Here is a 15861-nt window from a genome sequence, read left to right as displayed (position 1 = left end):
CTCCGGTCTCCCGGGACCGCTCCGGTGTGACCACTGGTGGCGAGAGCTTCGTCGAGGATCAGCTTCGGGCCAGCAATGCCCTGCTGCGGGCGCTCACCCAGGCCCAGGCGGACTTCATCCGCGGGAGTGAGGCACGAGGCATCCTCGACCGGCTGCTCACGGTGGTGCTGGAGCTGACGGGCAGCACCTCCGGCGTCATCGGCGAGCTCCTCACCTCCAACGGTGCACCTCCCTCGCTCCGGCTCCTCGCCAGCCTCCCGCGGGAGGAGGCCGATACCACGTGGGAGTTGCCCGTCCGGCAGGACGCACCGGAGCAGGCGCCGAGTGATTTGCGCACGCTCGTGGGGGCCGTCGTCTCCACGGGAGCACCCGTGCTGTCCGGGGTGCCTGGCGCGGAGCACACCTTCCTGGGGCTGCCCCTGGAGTCCGAGGGGGAGCGGGTGGGGCTGGTGGGACTGGCCCAACGCCCTGGCGGCTACGACACCGGGCTGCTCGACTTCCTCCAGCCGTTCCTCGACGCCTGCGGCGGCCTGCTCGCCGGCGGGCGCAACGAGCGACGGCGACGTCTGGCCGAGCAGGAGATGCGCCAGACCCAGGAGGCGAGTGCGGAGCGCGTGCGGCTGTTGGCCGAGCGCCTGCGGCTGGTGCTGGAGAGCATGCAGGACGGTCTGTGGGACCTGGACATGACCACGGGCCAGCTGTTCGCGAACCGGGCCTGGCTGGGCATGCTGGGCTACGCCGAGGGCGAGCTGGAGCAGAGCCAGACCACCTGGGCACGCCTGTGCCATCCCGACGATGTGGCCAATGGCGAGCGACTCGTTCAGGAGCATCTGAAGGGTGCCATTCCGCTCGTAGAGAACGAACAACGCCTGCGGCGCAAGGATGGCGGGTGGAGCTGGGTGCTGACCCGAGCCCGGGTGGTAGCGCGCGACGAGCAGGGCCGCCCGCTGCGCATGGTGGGCACCAACGTGGACATCACCGTCCAGAAGCGCAACGAGGAGCGCCTGCGCTCGCTGATCCGCACCCTGCCGGATCTCGTCCTGCGCCAGCGCGCGGATGGCACCTACCTGGACTACCACGCCGCCAAGCCGGAGGACCTGGCCGTTCCCCCCGAGCGCATCATCGGCAGCAACATGCGCCAGACGCCGTTCCCCGCGTCGCTGATCGACAAGATGTTCATGCACCTGGGGCGTGCCATCCGGGAAGGCACCCTGGAGGTCTTCGACTACGCGCTGGAGCTGCCGAACGGGCGCGAGTACTTCGAGGCCCGCATCCGCCGCAGCGGTCCGGACGAGGCCGTGTCCATCATCCGCAACATCACCGAGCGCAAGTTGTTCGAGCAGCGCCTCCTGCAGCAGGAGGAGGAGCTGCGGCGCCATCGCGACAGCCTCGAGGAGCTGGTGCGCAACCGCAGCGAGAAGCTGCTCAAGGCCACCATCGAGCTGGAGGAGCAGCAGGCCCAGCTCATCCAGACCGAGAAGCTGGCCTCGCTGGGGCAGATGGCCGCGGGCGTGGCGCATGAGATCAACAACCCGGTGAGCTACGTGATGAGCAACCTGGGGACGCTCGACCAGTACGTCTCCTCGCTCATCCCGCTGCTGCAGCTCCTGCGCGAGCTGGTGGCCAACCCGGGGAGCGCCAGCGCGGAGCTGCTCGAGCGCCTGGGTGAGCTGTGGAAGCAGGAGGATGTGGACTACCTGCTCACGGACATGCCGGAGCTCGTCGAGGAGTCGCTGGTGGGCGCCCGGCGAGTCAAGGAGATCGCCCAGAGCCTGCGCACGTTCGCGCGCGAGGACACGGGCGAGCCGCAGCTCGTGGACGTGAACACGGAGCTGGCCTCCACGCTGAAGCTCGTCTGGAACGAGCTCAAGTACAAGTGCGAGGTGAAGCGCGACTTCGGTCCGCTGCCGCCCGTGAGCTGCCATCCCACGCAGATTGGCCAGGTGTTCTCCAACCTGCTCATCAACGCGTCCCACGCCATCGAGACGCGGGGGGAGATCCGCATCCGCACGCGGCAGGAGGGCAGCGAGGTGGTGGTGGAGATCGCCGACACGGGCAAGGGCATGTCGCAGGAGACGCTCTCCAAGCTCTTCACGCCCTTCTTCACCACCAAGCCGCGCGGCCAGGGCACGGGGCTGGGACTGTCCGTCAGCTACGGCATCATCGCGAAGCACAAGGGCCGCATCGACGTGCAGAGCCAGCCGGGCCAGGGCAGCACCTTCACCATCCGCCTGCCGGCCGCGCAGCGCTGAGGCTCAACGCCGGGCCGCGTTCAACGGCAGCCGCAGCCGCGCACGGCACCCGGGGCCCTCCGTCCGGTTCTCCAGGCGCAGGCTGCCCCCGTGCGCCTCGGCGATCTGCCGGCTGAGCGCCAGGCCGATGCCACTTCCCTCCGGCTTCGTCGTGAAGAAGGGCACGAAGAGGTTGGCCGTGTCCGCCAGGCCCGGGCCCTCGTCCTCCACCCAGACCTCCACCGCGTCCGCAGAGGGGGCCGTCCACGACACCCAGACCTTGCCCTGGCGCTCGCGCGCCGCGTCCACCGCGTTGCGCACCAGGTTGATGAGGAGCTGCTCCAGTTGATCTCCGTCCGCGCTCACCGCGATCGTGGGCCCCGGACGAACCTCCACTGGCAGCCGCGTCTCCAGCGCCGCCACCCGCCGCACCCACGGGTCCACCTCCATCGACGAGAGCTTCGGCGGAGGCAGGCGCGCCAACCGGGCATAGGCGGACATGAAGCGTCCCAGCGCCTCGCTGCGCCGCGCGATGATGCCCAGGCCCATCCGCGCGTCTTCCTCCCAATCCGCCGGGCGCGGCACCTGCACCAGCGCGTCCTTCAGCGAATCCGAGATGGAGTGGATGGGCGCCAGCGAGTTGTTGATCTCATGGCTCAGTACCCGAACCATCCGCCGCCACGCCTCGCGCTCCTCCTCGCGCAGCGCCAGCCGCAGGTCCGCGAGCACCACCAGTTGGTGAGGCAACCCGCCCTGCCGGAACGTCCCCCGCCGCAGCTCGTACGGGCCGCCCTCCACCGCGAAGGTGCGCGTGAGCCGCCGCGGAACCGGGCCCTCCAACAGCTCCGCCAGCCCGAGCCCCTCCGCCTTCTGGTTCATCAGCCGCGCGCGAGGCAACCCGAGCAGCCGCTCCCCGGCGCGGTTGACGAGCTTCAGCGTCCCTTCCGCGTCGAAGGTCAGCACGGCGACGTCGATCTCCTGCATCACCTGGGTGAGAAGCACGTCCGCCTCCATCGCGCCCAGCCGTTGCTCGCGCAGCGTCTCCGCGAGGGCGTTGGTCTCCAGGTACACCTCACCCAGTGGATCTCCCCCCCGCGCGCCACGTCCGCGTACCGAGTAGTCCCCCTCGCGCAGGGCCGCGAGCAGGTTGGCCACCGTCTGCAGCGGCCGGGTGACGCGCTCGCTGAGGGTGAAGACCGCGCCCAGGTACACCCCCAACACCAGGACGGTGAGCGTCCAGCACACCTTCGCGCTCGCATCTCCTCCCCAGAGGAGTACGAGCGCCGTGAGGGTACCCGGCAGTCCCGCCAGCAGCGCCAGCAGGAGGATGTGAACATCGTGTGCGAGCGGCTTGCGCCGGCTCACCTGGCGCCCTTGATGCCGTAGTACTGCATGCGGCGGTAGAGCGCGCTGCGCGACAGACCGAGCGCCTTCGCCGCGTCACTCACATTGCCCTCGTGCCGGCCGAGGGAGCGCTCAATGAGGTAGCGCTCCACCTCCTCCAGCGTCATCTCCTCCAACCGAGCCTGGCCCTCGCGACCGCCCCCCGCGCGCCGCAAGAGGAAGTCCTCCGCCGTCACCTCGTCCGTGCCGGCCATGAGCAGCGCACGCTCCACCGCGTGCTCCAACTCGCGCACATTGCCGGGCCATGAATAGGCCATCAGCGCGTCCAGCGCGGACGGCGACAGCTTCAGGCCCGAGCGCCCGTAACGATGCCCGTGAACGCTGAGGAAGTGCGCGGCCAGCAGGGCGATGTCCTCGCGGCGCTCCCTCAACGGCGGCAAGTGGACCTCCACCGTGTTGAGCCGATAGAGCAGGTCCTCGCGGAAGCGGCCCTCTTCCACCGCCTTGGACAGGTCCACGTTCGTCGCGGAGACGACGCGCACCGACACCCGGCGCACCTTGGAGGAGCCCACCGGGTGCAGCTCGCCCGTCTGGAGCACGCGCAGCAGCTTGGCCTGCTGCGTGAGCGGCATGTTGCCAATCTCATCCAGGAAGAGCGTTCCCCCGTCGGCCAGCTCGAAGCAGCCGATGCGGTCCGTCTTCGCGTCGGTGAAGGCGCCCTTCACGTGGCCGAACAGCTCACTCTCGAAGATGCCCTCGGACAGGCCTCCCGAGTTGACGGCGACGAAGGGCCGCTCGGGACGGCCCGAGGCCGCGTGGACCCACCGCGCCACCACTTCCTTGCCCGTGCCGTGCTCGCCGGTGATGAGGACGTTGGCCCCCGAGGGTGCCACGCGCTCCACCATGCGGCGGATGGGCTGCATCGCCCGCGACTCGCCGACGAAGGTCGGACGCTCCCCACCCTTGCGCAGGTGGGTGTTCTCCTCCTCCAACCGGCGGGAGCGGCGCAGCGCCCGGCCCAGCTCGAGCTGAGTGCGCAGCGTGGCCAGCAGCCGCGTGTTGTCCCAGGGCTTCTGCACGTAGTCGCGCGCCCCGCCGCGCATGGCCTCCACCGCGCCCTCCACGCTGCCCCACGCCGTCATCACCACCACCGGCAGCGAGGGGTCCAACTGGCGCACGCGCGCGAGCAGATCCAACCCCTCGCGCCCGGACGTGGTGTCCCGCGCGTAGTTGAGATCCATCAGCAGCACATCCACATCCTCGGACTCCAACGTGGCCAGGACGCCGGCCGGGGACTGGGCGGAGTGGAGGGCGTACCCATCGCGCTTGAGCAGGAAGCGCAACGCCTCCAGCACGTCGGCCTGGTCATCGGCAATGAGGATGCGCGGCTGCGGCGCGCTGGCTGGGGCGGGCTCGGACACGGCGGATACCTGGGAGGAAGAGACTCTGCCAGAAGCAGCGGGCAGGAGGGAAAACGGAGTGGTCCGGCGCGCGCGCGGCCCCGGTCTGGGAGGGAAAGTGAGGGAGCGGGCAGGTGCAGACCCTCCCTCCTGAAGGGCTCGCGAGTGCACCGCCTGGCCATCCAGGAAGTACTGGCCCTGCCACTCGGCGTCGAGCATGCCCAGGATGGACAGCAGCGTGGACTTGCCCGCGCCGGAGGGGCCCCTCAGCGTGACGAACTCACCGGGCTGGATGTCCAGCTCGATGCGTCGCAACACCCACGTCCGGCCTCCCGGCAGGGGATAGGACTTCTCGACGTCGCGAAGGGAGATGAGGGGTTCGGGCATGGTGTTCGTTGCTCCAGCTCAATCGGCGCGAAGCGTCTGAGCGGGGTCGACCTGCACCGCGCGTTGCGCCGGCACCCAGCTCGCGAGCACGGCCACCCCGGCGAGCACCACCGCCGTCGCGCCGAACGTCAGCGGATCCGTCGCCTCCACCCCTTGCAGCAGACTACCGAGCAGCCGGGTGAGAATGCCCGCGGCCACCGCGCCCAGGAGCACGCCAATCCCCGCCAGGCGCACGCCGTAGCCCACCACCAGGCGTACGACGTCCATCTGCCGGGCCCCGAGCGCCATGCGGATGCCCATCTCGCGCGTCCGCAGCGCCACCGTGTACGACATGACGCTGTAGATGCCGATGCTCGCGAGCACCAGGGCCAGCGCGGCGAACAGGACCACCAGCCCGAGGACGAACTGGCGCTGCTCCAGCGCTCCCTCCACCTGCGAGTCCATGGACTCCACCGCGGCCAGGGCCTGATCCGGATCGATCGACTTGAACTCCTGCCGCACCAGGGGCACCAGCGCATCCGCGCGCCCATCACCGCGGACGGCCACCGTCAGCGAGCGTCCGACGAGCGGGAGGATGTTGTCCGGGAGCTGCTGATAGGGAACGTAGAACTGGAAGGGCGCTGGCTCCTTCTCTCCGGGGCCATAGGCCGCGGTGTGCTTCGCCACCCCGACGATCTCGAAGACCTGATCGCCACCGAAGCTGATCCGCTCGCCCACCGCGCTGCGGCCGGGGAAGAAACGCCGGGCCAGCGCCTCGTCCACCACCACCACCTGGGGGCTCCCCTTGCGATCACCCGACTGGAACCCGCGTCCCTCGAGGATCGGCGTGCCCATGGCCTCGAAGTAGTTGGAGGCGGTGATGAAGTAGGCCGCCAGCGGCGCATCTCCCGGAGCAGGCTCCGGCTGACCCACGATCCTGAAACTCGTCTCGGAGAAACCGACCACGGGCATCCCGTTGGAATACGTCGCCGCGCGCACGCCGGGCAGCGACTGCAGCCGCTCGAGCACCTGCTCGGGAAAGGTCCGCAGCGCGTCCGCTCCGGGGAAGCGGCTCTCCGGCGCGGACATGCGCAGGGTCAGCAGCCCCTCGGGCCGGATGCCCAGATCCACGCGGCTGATCTGCACGAACGTCCGCGCCAGCAGCCCTGCCCCCACCAGCAGCATCAGGGCCAACGCCACCTCGGCCACCACGAGCGCATCGCGCGCGCGCCCCCGGAACCGCGAGGCCCCGACCCCCGTGTCCTTGAGCGTCTCCACCAGCGACACCTGGCTGGCCCGGAGCGCCGGGAAGATGCCGAGCAGCACTCCCACTCCGAGCGACAGCGCCAGGGTGAAGCCGAGCACCCACCCATCCACCGAGAAGCTCGTGGCCTCGGGGATGCTGGCCGGCCGTGAGGCCGCGAGCAGGTCCACGCCCCACAGCGCGAGCACCAGTCCGAGCCCGCCACCCACCAGCGACAACAACGCGGACTCCACCAGCATCTGGCGGATCAACCGGCCCCGCCCGGCCCCGAGCGAGGCGCGGATGACCAGCTCGCGCTGGCGCGCCGTGCTCCGGGCGAGCAGCAGGTTCACCACGTTGATGGCGGCGATCAGCAGCACGAAGCCCACCGCGGCCATGAGGGCCAGCAGGCTCGGACGCAGGTCCTCCACCAGGTTCTCGTGGAGGAGCTGGGCCCGCGGCAGCACCTTGCCGTTGGAGCTCGGATAGGCCTCCTGCAGCGCGCGGCCGATGCCCTCGAGGTCTGCCCGGGCCTGATCCACCGTCACCCCGGGCTTGAGCCGCCCCAGCACGTAGAGCCCCGGGTGGCTGCCCCGCTGCTCGAAGAACTGGGCGTCCGAGCGGGACAGGGGCACCCAGATGTCCCGCTCCGAGGAGAAGCGGAAGCCGGCCGGCAGCACCCCCACCACGGTGTGGGGCACGCCGTTGAGGGTCAGGGTCTTGCCGACGATGCCCGGGTCCTGGCCGAAGCGCCGCACCCAGAAGCCATGGTTGAGCAGGGCCACGGGCGGTCCCCCGCGCGTGTCCTCCTCGGGAAGGAAGTTGCGCCCCAGCGCGGGCTGCACCCCCAGCATCGGAAACAGTGAGGCGCTCACCAGCCGGGCGGTGACACGCTCGGGGATGTCCACCCCGGTGAGGTCATACCCCCCGGATCGGAAGCCGGCCAGGTCCGTGAAGCTCTTCTGGCGCTCCCTCCAGTCCTGGAAGTTGGGAAGGCTGACGCTCATCTCCGGGAAGGTGGGAGTGCCCTCCCAGATGAAGACGAGCTTCTCCGGATCTTGGAACGGCAGAGGCCGCAGCAGCACGCCATTCACCACGCTGAAGATGGCGGTGTTGGCACCGATACCGAGCGCCAGCGTGAGCACCGCAGCCACCGTGAAGGCCGGGCTCTTGCGGAGCAGCCGCAGCGCGAAGCGAGCGTCCTGGAGGAAGGTTTCCATAAGGGGTTCCCGGGGAGGGACTTCGGGGGGCACCGCGGCTCAGCGGAGGCGCTCGTCCTGGACGACGCGGCCGTCGAAGAGGCTCACCATGCGCGTGCCGAGCCGCGCCTGGTTCGGATCGTGCGTCACCATGATGAGGGTGGCACCGCCCTTGTGGAGCTCGGAGAGCAGCTGCATCACCTGCTCGCCATTCTTGGAGTCGAGGTTACCGGTGGGCTCGTCGGCCAGGAGGATGAGCGGATCCCCCGCCACGGCGCGCGCCACGGCCACGCGCTGCTGCTGACCGCCGGAGAGCTGCCCCGGCATGTGTCGCGCCCGGTGGCCCATGCCCACCCGCTCCAGCGCCCGCTCCACCCGCTGGCGGCGCTCGTCCGCCGCCATGCCGCGGTAGGTGAGAGGCAGCTCTACGTTCTCGTAGACGGACAGATCGCCAATGAGGTTGAAGCTCTGGAAGATGAAGCCGATGTGCTGGTTGCGCACCAGCGCCCGCTCGGCCGGGGACAGGTCCAACACCGACCGGCCATCCAGCAGGTAGGTGCCCTTGGAGGCCGTGTCCAGCAGCCCCAGCAGCGCCAGCAGCGTCGTCTTCCCCGAGCCCGAGGGCCCCACGATGGAGACCCACTCGCCGGGCCGCACCATGAAGTGGACGTCGGAGAGCGCGTGCGTCTCCACCTCCTCCGTCTCGAAGACCTTCGTAATGCCCTCGAGCTGCAGGAGGGCCTTCTGCTGAGCCATCGAAGGGGTTTCCACCGGGGCCGTCTCCTGAACTTGAGCCGAAGTCACCGTCATCATCGCAGCCTCACTCGCTCCACCGCGTCCCATGCGGTCATGTCCGAGAGCACCACCTGGTCTCCCTCGGCGAGGCCCTGAACGACCTCGATGGAATTCACTGAGCCCCGGCCGAGCTGCACCGGAACTCGCACCGCCTCGTCACTGCCCGGCACCAGCTTGAAGAGCGACACCGTGGCGTTGGGCTGAGCGCCCGCGGGCCGGCCCATGGAGAGCACCTGGCCCAGCCGCTCCAGCTCCACCGTGCCCTCCACGGTGAGATCCGGCCGCGCGCCCTTGGGCAGCTCACCCGTGAGCGACACCTCCACGCGCACCGTGCCCTGACTGGCCGCCGGGGCGATGCGCGCCACCACGCCCTCCACCACCCCGTTGCGCGTGTCCACCTCGGCGCGCTGGCCCACCTGGATGTCCCGAGCCTGCGTCTCCGCGATGCGCAGCTCCGCCTTCAGCCGCTCGGGCTTCACCACCTTGGCCAGTACGGTGCCCGGCGTCACCCATTGCCCCAGCTCCAGCGGCAGCTCCGACAGCACTCCACCCTCCCCCGCCTTCACCTGCATGGACTCCACCTGCGTCCGCCGGAAGCGCGCCACCGCCTTCAGCCGCTCGATCTGCCCCCGCTGCGCCGCGAGCTGCTCGCCCGTGCTCGACTGGAGCACCGCGAGGCGCTGGCGCTCCAGGTTCAGCCGCGTGGTCATCTCGCCCGCCTTGCCCTTCACCTGCTGGACCTCCAGCTTCGGCACGAAGGAGCGATCCATCAGCGCCACGGTGGCCTGAGCCTGGCTCTCGGCGTTGGTGGCCTCGGTCTCCAGGGTGGCGATGGTGGCCGCCTGGGAGATGCGCTGCGTCTCCAGGTTGGTGCGCAGGGAGATGAGCTCGGCCTCCGCACTGGCGAGCTGGCGCTCGGCCTCCAGGGCCTGGAGTTGGACGTCCGGGTTGGACAGCTCGAGCAGCAGCGTCCCCGGTTCCACGGGTGTACCGGGCCGGACGTGGATGCGCTCGACGCGGCCCGCGGTGTCGGCGGTGAGCCAGCGGATGTGCTCGGGAACCAGCGTGCCCGCGCCCTTGACCTGGCGGATCATCGGCCCGCGCTTCACCGTGTCGAGCCACACGGTGCCGCGCTCCACCGAGGGCGCGGCGGCCCGGAGCCGGGACAGGCCCATCGTCACTCCAATGAGCACGAGTGCGCCGAGGCCCGCGAGGACCCAGGGCTTGCGACGGGACTTGGGTTTCTTGGGAATGTCCACGTCCGGGCCCTTGAGCGAAGGTCGTGCCAGGACCCGGCGCGCTCACAAGCCCTTGAAATCATTCGGACGACCGGGGGGCTCCCTAGGGGGGCTGCCCGGTTGTGGAAAGCGCCGTCCCAGGAACGAACACCGCGGGAGCACCCTCACCGTCCGGCCGGGCCCGCGTGATGAAACGATGATGAAGAGCGGAGCCCCGCATGAGGCACCATGCGGGCCGCATCTGGATGATGGGTTGCGTCTCCCGTTGTCCGAGGTGGCCCCGACGATGAAGCACGTCCTGAGAAGTGCCCTCTGCTGTGTCCTGCTGCTGCTCTCCGCGCCGGCCCTGGCCGATAGCGTCATCATCGGCACGGTCTCCTCCGCCGAAACGAAGAAGCCCATCCCGGACGTGGTGGTCACCGCGAACTCCCCCAACCTCCAGGGCGAGCAGGTCGCCGTGACGGACGCGCAGGGCAACTACCGCATCCCCCAGCTTCCACCGGGCGTCTACACCCTGCGGTTCTACAGGGAGATGTACCGCCCATTCGCGCGCGCGGACATCAAGCTGCCCCTGGATCGCACCATCCGCGTGAACGTGGAACTCCTGCCCGAAAGCTTCTCCGAGGAGATCGTGGTGACGGGCGGCAGTCCACCGCTGCTCGACTTCGGCGCCATCGGGAGGGGCATCAGCGACTTCTTCGGAGGCCGCAGGAACTCCAACCCGCCTCCGCCTCCCAGTACCCCGCCCTCCACCAGCGCCTCCCCGGCGGCTCCACCCACCGAGCGCACCACGTCGCTGCCCCAGCAGCCCTTCTCGGACATGTACTTCAAGAGCTACGGGGTGAATCCGACCATCGATACCGAGGAGGAGCGCTTCTCCACCTTCTCCGTGGACGTGGACCGGGCGTCCTATGCACTGGCGCGCGGATACCTGGAGCGGGGGGCGATGCCCGACGAGCAGGCGGTGCGGGTGGAGGAGTTCGTCAACAGCTTTGACTACGGCTACCGGAGCGACCCGGAGTCCCCCTTCAGCGTGCACGTGGAGGGCTTCCCCTCGCCCAACCGCAAGGGCTACCACGTGGTGCACATCGGGCTGAAGGCGCGCGAGGTGAGCCGCCAGCAGCGCAAGCCCACCCACCTCGTCTTCGTCATCGACGTGTCCGGCTCCATGAACATCGAGAACCGGCTCGGGCTGGTGAAGCAGGCGCTGCGGCTGCTGGTGAACGAGCTCGACGAGCGTGACCGGGTGTCCATCGCCGTCTACGGCTCCACCGCGCACCTGGTGATCGGTCCCACGAGCGCCGCCGAGAAGCACAAGCTGATGGAGGCCATCGACGAGTTCTACTCCGACGGCTCCACCAACGCCCAGGCGGGCATCGAGCTGGGTTATTCGATCGCCTCGGAGCACGTCCTCAAGGGTGGCATCAACCGCGTCATCCTGTGCTCGGACGGGGTCGCCAACAACGGCATCACCGACGCAGACGGTATCTGGGAGCGGGTGCGTGCGCAGGCCGCGAAGGGCATCACCCTGACCACCATCGGCTTCGGCATGGGCAACTACAATGACGTGCTGATGGAGCGGCTGGCCCAGGTGGGCGAAGGCAACTACGCGTACGTGGACCAGCTGGAAGAGGCGCGCCGCATCTTCGTGCAGAACCTCACCGGCACCCTCCAGGTGGTGGCCAAGGACGTGAAGCTCCAGCTCGAGTTCGACCGCAAGGCCGTGGCTCGCTACCGGCTGGTGGGCTACGAGAACCGGATGCTCACCAAGGAGCAGTTCGCCGATGACCGGGTGGACGCGGGCGAGGTGGGCGCGGGCCATAGCGTCACCGCCATCTACGAGGTGAAGCTGCGCGAGCCCACCGACACCTTCGCCGCCCTGCGCATCCGGTACAAGGAGCCGGAGGGGGGCGACTCCCGGGAGCTGGAGAAGCAGTTGCCCTCCAGCGTCCTGCGGCCGGCCTATGGCCGCACCGCGCCCCCCACGCGCCTGTCCTATGTGGCGGCCGCCTTCGCCGAGAAGCTGCGCGGCTCCTACTGGATTCGCACGCTCTCCTGGGAGCAGCTCCACGCCCTGTGGGAGGCGCTCGACGAGCCCTTGCGCGACCGGCCGGATGTGAAGGAGCTCGGCGCACTCATCCGCAAGGCCCAGGGACTCGACCGGCGCACGGATCGCTTCGAGCAGCTCACGCCGGTGGTCTCCATGGACTTCGACCGCGTCCCGGTCATCAAGTAAAGAGCCCCCATGTTCCGCAGGCTGCTTCCCACCCTCTCCGCGCTCGTGCTCGGCCTCGCCGGGCTCGGGTGGGGCCTGTGGCAGCTCCAGCGCATCTTCGCCACCGAGCGCGAGGATGCCCGGGCCTCGCTCCATTCCCGGCGCGAGGCCCTCGAGCAATACGCCCTCGTCTCCCTGCGCCAGACGCTGAGGGAGAAGCTGGAGGAGGCACGGCCCGCCCTGGAGCTCGCCGCGGCCGACCCGCTCGCCCCTGCCCAGGGTCTCTACCTGCGCGAGCGCGGGGAGCAGCTTCTGCCGCGGCTGGCCCTCCATGACCCGGCGGAGGACTCCCCCGCCCGCGACCGGTACACGCGGCTGCGCGCGGGCAAGGAGGTCCCCGAGGAGGAGGACGAGCCCTGGACGGAGCGGCTCGCCCTGATGGGCACATTGGAGAGAGCACTCGAGCGCCGGGACGTGCGAAGCACCACCGATGCACTCGTGGCCTACCTCCAGCACCGCGTCCGATACGTGCTGGCTTCTACGCGGGACGTGCCCAGCTTCCTGGTGGTGCTCGAAGCCCTCGCGGAGCGGGCAACCCCGGAGCATCTCCTCATGCAGTCCCTGCTCCATCATGGAATGGAGGACGGCCAGGGCCACCGGATGGAGGGGCTGCAACGGCTGTTGCTCCTCAAGCGCTCGCGCTTCACCCGTGCCGACTTCTACTTCTTGCACGAGCGCGTGGTGGAGCTGTCCAGGCGGACGGGGACGCCGGTGATCGAATTCGAGGCGCGCACCGCGGAGCTGGCCGCCACGCCCCTGCCCCTGCCCGGCTCGCTCCCCGGCCCGGTGCTGGTGCGCTCCGGCTGGTACCTGGAGCCGAAGGACAAGGACCATGTCCGGGGCGTGGCCGTGGCTCCCGCGGCCCTCCTGGACATCCTCACCCAGGAGATGCGCGAGCGCGGGCTGCTCGGCCCCGAGGGACATGTGAGTCTGCTCGGAACGGAGGAGGTGCTGCCGCTGGCGAACCTGCCCCTCGGGGTGGAGACGCCGCTGTGGGAGGAGGAGGAGAAGGCCCTGGAGCAGCGCTACCGGTTGAAGACAGGCATGGTGGTGCTGTGCGCGGCGCTGGCGTTGACCATCGCCGGGCTCTCCTTCGTGGCCCAGCACCGCAAGTACCGCTTCGTGGAGCTCAAGAGCGACTTCGTGGCCACCGTGTCGCACGAGCTGCGCACCCCGTTGGCCTCCATCCGGCTGCTCGCCGAGACGCTCGAGTGGCGGCTCGCGCAGGGGGCCGAGACGAAGGACTACCCCGCGCGCATCATCCACGAGGCGGACGGGCTGGGATTCCTGGTGGAGAACCTGCTGTCCTTCAATCGGATCGACAAGGGCCGGTGGGTGCCGCACCTGTCCGTGGTGCGGCTGGACGAGCTGGTGGCCACGCTGCGCAGGGACCTGGAGGCCTGGGCGCGGGTGCCGGTGGAGCTGACGGCCGACGTGGGAGAGCGCGAGCTGCTCGCGGACCCGCAGTTGATGAGGCTGCTGCTGGCGAACCTGGCGCGCAACGCATGTGCCTACAACACGCGCAACCCCGTGTGCCTGCGCGTGGAGTCGCTCGCGGATGGGCGGGTGCGCTTCTCGGACAACGGCGTGGGCATTCCCGAGGCCGAGTGGGAGCGCATCTTCGGCGAGTTCTACCGGCTGCGCGGCCAGGGACGGGAGGTGCCCGGCAGCGGCCTCGGCCTGGCGCTGTGCCGGCGAATTCTGCGGCTGCACGGGGGAGACCTCCGCGTGGCAGCCTCCAGTCCCGAGGGAACCACCTTTGAGCTCACCTTTGCGGAGCGGCGCTGAATGAACTCCCCTACTCCCGCCATCCTCCTGGTGGAGGACGATCTCAACCTGCGGCTCGCGCTGCGCGACAACCTGGAGAACCAGGGGGGCTACAGCGTGGAGGAGGCCACCACCGTGGCCGAGGCTCGCGCGCGCCTGGGCCGGCGCACCTTCCAGCTCATCCTGCTCGACGTGATGCTGCCGGATGGGGACGGCTACACGCTGTGCCGGACGCTTCGCCAGGAGGGGGTGACGACGCCGGTGCTGATGCTCACCGCGCGCACGCTCGAGGACGACGTGGTGCGGGGCTTCGAGGCGGGGGCGCAGGACTACCTGGGCAAGCCCTACCGCCTGCGCGAGCTGCTGGCGCGAGTGGGGGCGCTGGTGCGGCGAGGCGGCGGCGTGCCCGTGCAGATGCTGCGCTTCGCGGGCTACCGGATGGACCTGGACCGGCGAAAGGTGGAGAGCCCCGAGGGGAAGACGGTGGAGCTGACGCGCACCGAGTTCGACCTGCTCGCCTTCTTCGTGCGCGAGCGCGAGCGCGTGCTGCGCCGGGATGAGATCCTCGACGCGGTGTGGGGCCGCGACGTGGTGGTGGACCCGCACACGGTGGACAACTTCGTCTCCAGCCTCAAGCGCAAGCTGGGGTGGAACAGCGCCTCGCGCTTCGCCCTCCAGACCGTGCGCGGCGTGGGCTACCGCATGGAGATCGAGGGCTCCTGAAGTCCTCGTGAATCTGAGAGTGACCAGGACCACTCAAGGCAGGTTGCCAGGCTCACTCGTGAAGAGGGCATGGAAGAGCGTCGTATGCGGAGGCTCCTTCCACTCCACAAAGAGCGGAACGGGGGTTTCGGCGATTTCGCGAGGGAGCGCGCTGACACCGAAGGTTGCTTCGATCTTCCTCGCCATGATGTCAGCCGGAAATCGCATACCGGGCGGGAGCGGCTCGAAATCTATCCGTGGATGACGTCGCGCCCCTCCAATGCGTTCGTACTCTACGCCGTAGATGATGTAGACAGGTGCCACGATGCTGACGCAACCAACCACGACCTGGTTGGAAGGCGGCAGGTGAGTTCCTGTTACTGGGTACGCGACACAACGCAAGCTGGCATCGGCCGTTGTAACGACATTTCCGATAGTGAATCCAGGAAGCGCTTGCTGGAGGTCAGACAAGAATGCCTTCCAGCGCTCCACCTTCCCAAGTTCCTGCTCCCATAGAGCCTGAAGCCTTTCGGTCTCAGGGCTGTTCTCTTGCCTGAGATAATAGTCCTTATCCGAACGCCAGTAGCGTCGCGCAATATCGAGGAGTTGGTCCGCTGAAAGAGGCATCGGCTCAGGGGCTGAACTCACCAAATATAACAGGCTTCGTCTTCTTGTCGCACACTCTCGTAACCCGAGCCCCTCCGATGGCAGCATTCAGCGGTACGCCATAGGCCGTCTTGAATTGTTCGCACAAAATGCCGAGCGGAGGATCTGGCTCTCTTGTTGCCACGCCCAGAACACTGAGCGCGGCTTCGTTGGCGCAATCTGCCGCGATGCGCTGCGCTAGAGGAATCGAGACAGGGCCATCTATGTTTTCGATGGGTACTTCAACACCGAATTTACAAAAAAAGAAGTCTCCCGTGGTTCCGTTCCTGATCTTCGCGTGGACACATGCAGCGCGCCAGCCATCCGGACCAGGGAGGGCCTTCTCAACAACCGTGACGAACTGAAAATGGACTGGCTGTATCCGTCCAGTAACACACCCTGAAAGGAGCGAAAGCAATAGGACCAGCACATGGGGCCGCGCGCTCTGCCCAAGCATGTTCAAGGCTTCGCCCTCCGATACACACGATGGACTCCGAGATCTGAGGCACGGCGGTAACAGCCATCGGCATCAGCCAGAATCAGTCATCACGCATGGCAGGGTACGACGCCTCTCGGCGCGAGGATAAGCCAACTCCTCACGACGTTGAGGTTGTCAACACAAGCTACCCCGAACGCAGTGCCGTCACCGAATCCAC

At 68.8% G+C, this 15861-nt stretch carries 11 protein-coding genes; 4 read left to right on the top strand and 7 right to left on the bottom strand.

What is annotated here, in order from left to right; all coding sequences use genetic code 11:
• The first annotated feature begins 26 nt into the window (after positions 1 to 26).
• Complete coding sequence (locus OV287_RS20555) at positions 27 to 2252, top strand: ATP-binding protein (RefSeq protein WP_267535735.1); 2226 nt, start codon at positions 27 to 29, stop codon at positions 2250 to 2252.
• 3 nt (positions 2253 to 2255) lie between these two features.
• Here OV287_RS20555 and OV287_RS20550 read toward each other — a convergent pair whose 3' ends face one another.
• The 5 genes from OV287_RS20550 to OV287_RS20530 are packed head-to-tail and all read right to left on the bottom strand — an operon-like array spanning position 2256 to position 9837.
• Positions 2256 to 3596 (bottom strand): sensor histidine kinase, encoded by a 1341-nt coding sequence (locus tag OV287_RS20550; protein WP_267535734.1) that lies wholly within the window; start codon positions 3594 to 3596, stop codon positions 2256 to 2258.
• Complete coding sequence (locus tag OV287_RS20545) at positions 3593 to 5362, bottom strand: sigma 54-interacting transcriptional regulator (RefSeq protein WP_267535733.1); 1770 nt, start codon at positions 5360 to 5362, stop codon at positions 3593 to 3595. The genes OV287_RS20550 and OV287_RS20545 overlap by 4 nt, the downstream gene beginning before the upstream one ends.
• Positions 5363 to 5380: 18 nt before the next feature.
• Positions 5381 to 7804 (bottom strand): ABC transporter permease, encoded by a 2424-nt coding sequence (locus tag OV287_RS20540; RefSeq protein ID WP_267535732.1) that lies wholly within the window; start codon positions 7802 to 7804, stop codon positions 5381 to 5383.
• 39 nt (positions 7805 to 7843) lie between these two features.
• A complete protein-coding gene (locus OV287_RS20535; RefSeq protein WP_267535731.1) occupies positions 7844 to 8539 on the bottom strand; it encodes an ABC transporter ATP-binding protein in 696 nt (231 codons plus the stop codon).
• A gap of 53 nt (positions 8540 to 8592) precedes the next feature.
• On the bottom strand, positions 8593 to 9837 hold the full coding sequence (locus OV287_RS20530; protein ID WP_267535730.1) for an HlyD family secretion protein: 1245 nt from the start codon (positions 9835 to 9837) through the stop codon (positions 8593 to 8595).
• 265 nt (positions 9838 to 10102) lie between these two features.
• On the opposite strand from OV287_RS20530, the gene OV287_RS20525 reads away from it, so the two are divergent.
• The 3 genes from OV287_RS20525 to OV287_RS20515 are packed head-to-tail and all read left to right on the top strand — an operon-like array spanning position 10103 to position 14581.
• Positions 10103 to 12052 carry a YfbK domain-containing protein gene (locus tag OV287_RS20525; RefSeq protein ID WP_267535729.1) on the top strand — a complete coding sequence of 650 codons (1950 nt, stop codon included), beginning with the start codon at positions 10103 to 10105 and terminating at the stop codon, positions 12050 to 12052.
• Between the two features lie 9 nt (positions 12053 to 12061).
• Positions 12062 to 13879 carry a sensor histidine kinase gene (locus OV287_RS20520; RefSeq protein ID WP_267535728.1) on the top strand — a complete coding sequence of 606 codons (1818 nt, stop codon included), beginning with the start codon at positions 12062 to 12064 and terminating at the stop codon, positions 13877 to 13879.
• Complete coding sequence (locus OV287_RS20515) at positions 13880 to 14581, top strand: response regulator transcription factor (protein ID WP_267535727.1); 702 nt, start codon at positions 13880 to 13882, stop codon at positions 14579 to 14581.
• 33 nt (positions 14582 to 14614) lie between these two features.
• On the opposite strand, the gene OV287_RS20510 is transcribed toward OV287_RS20515, so the two are convergent.
• Together OV287_RS20510 and OV287_RS20505 are read right to left on the bottom strand one after the other, a co-directional pair.
• On the bottom strand, positions 14615 to 15052 hold the full coding sequence (locus tag OV287_RS20510) for a hypothetical protein (protein WP_267535726.1): 438 nt from the start codon (positions 15050 to 15052) through the stop codon (positions 14615 to 14617).
• 139 nt (positions 15053 to 15191) lie between these two features.
• Positions 15192 to 15668, bottom strand: a complete 477-nt coding sequence (locus OV287_RS20505) for a hypothetical protein (protein WP_267535725.1) — start codon at positions 15666 to 15668, stop codon at positions 15192 to 15194.
• Positions 15669 to 15861: the final 193 nt, after the last annotated feature.

The sequence above is a fragment of the Archangium lansingense genome (assembly GCF_026626635.1).
In the GTDB taxonomy this organism is placed as follows: Bacteria; Myxococcota; Myxococcia; order Myxococcales; family Myxococcaceae; genus Archangium; species Archangium lansingense.
The sequence above is the reverse complement of the archived record's forward strand: the minus strand, read 5'-3'. Positions and strand labels throughout refer to the sequence as shown.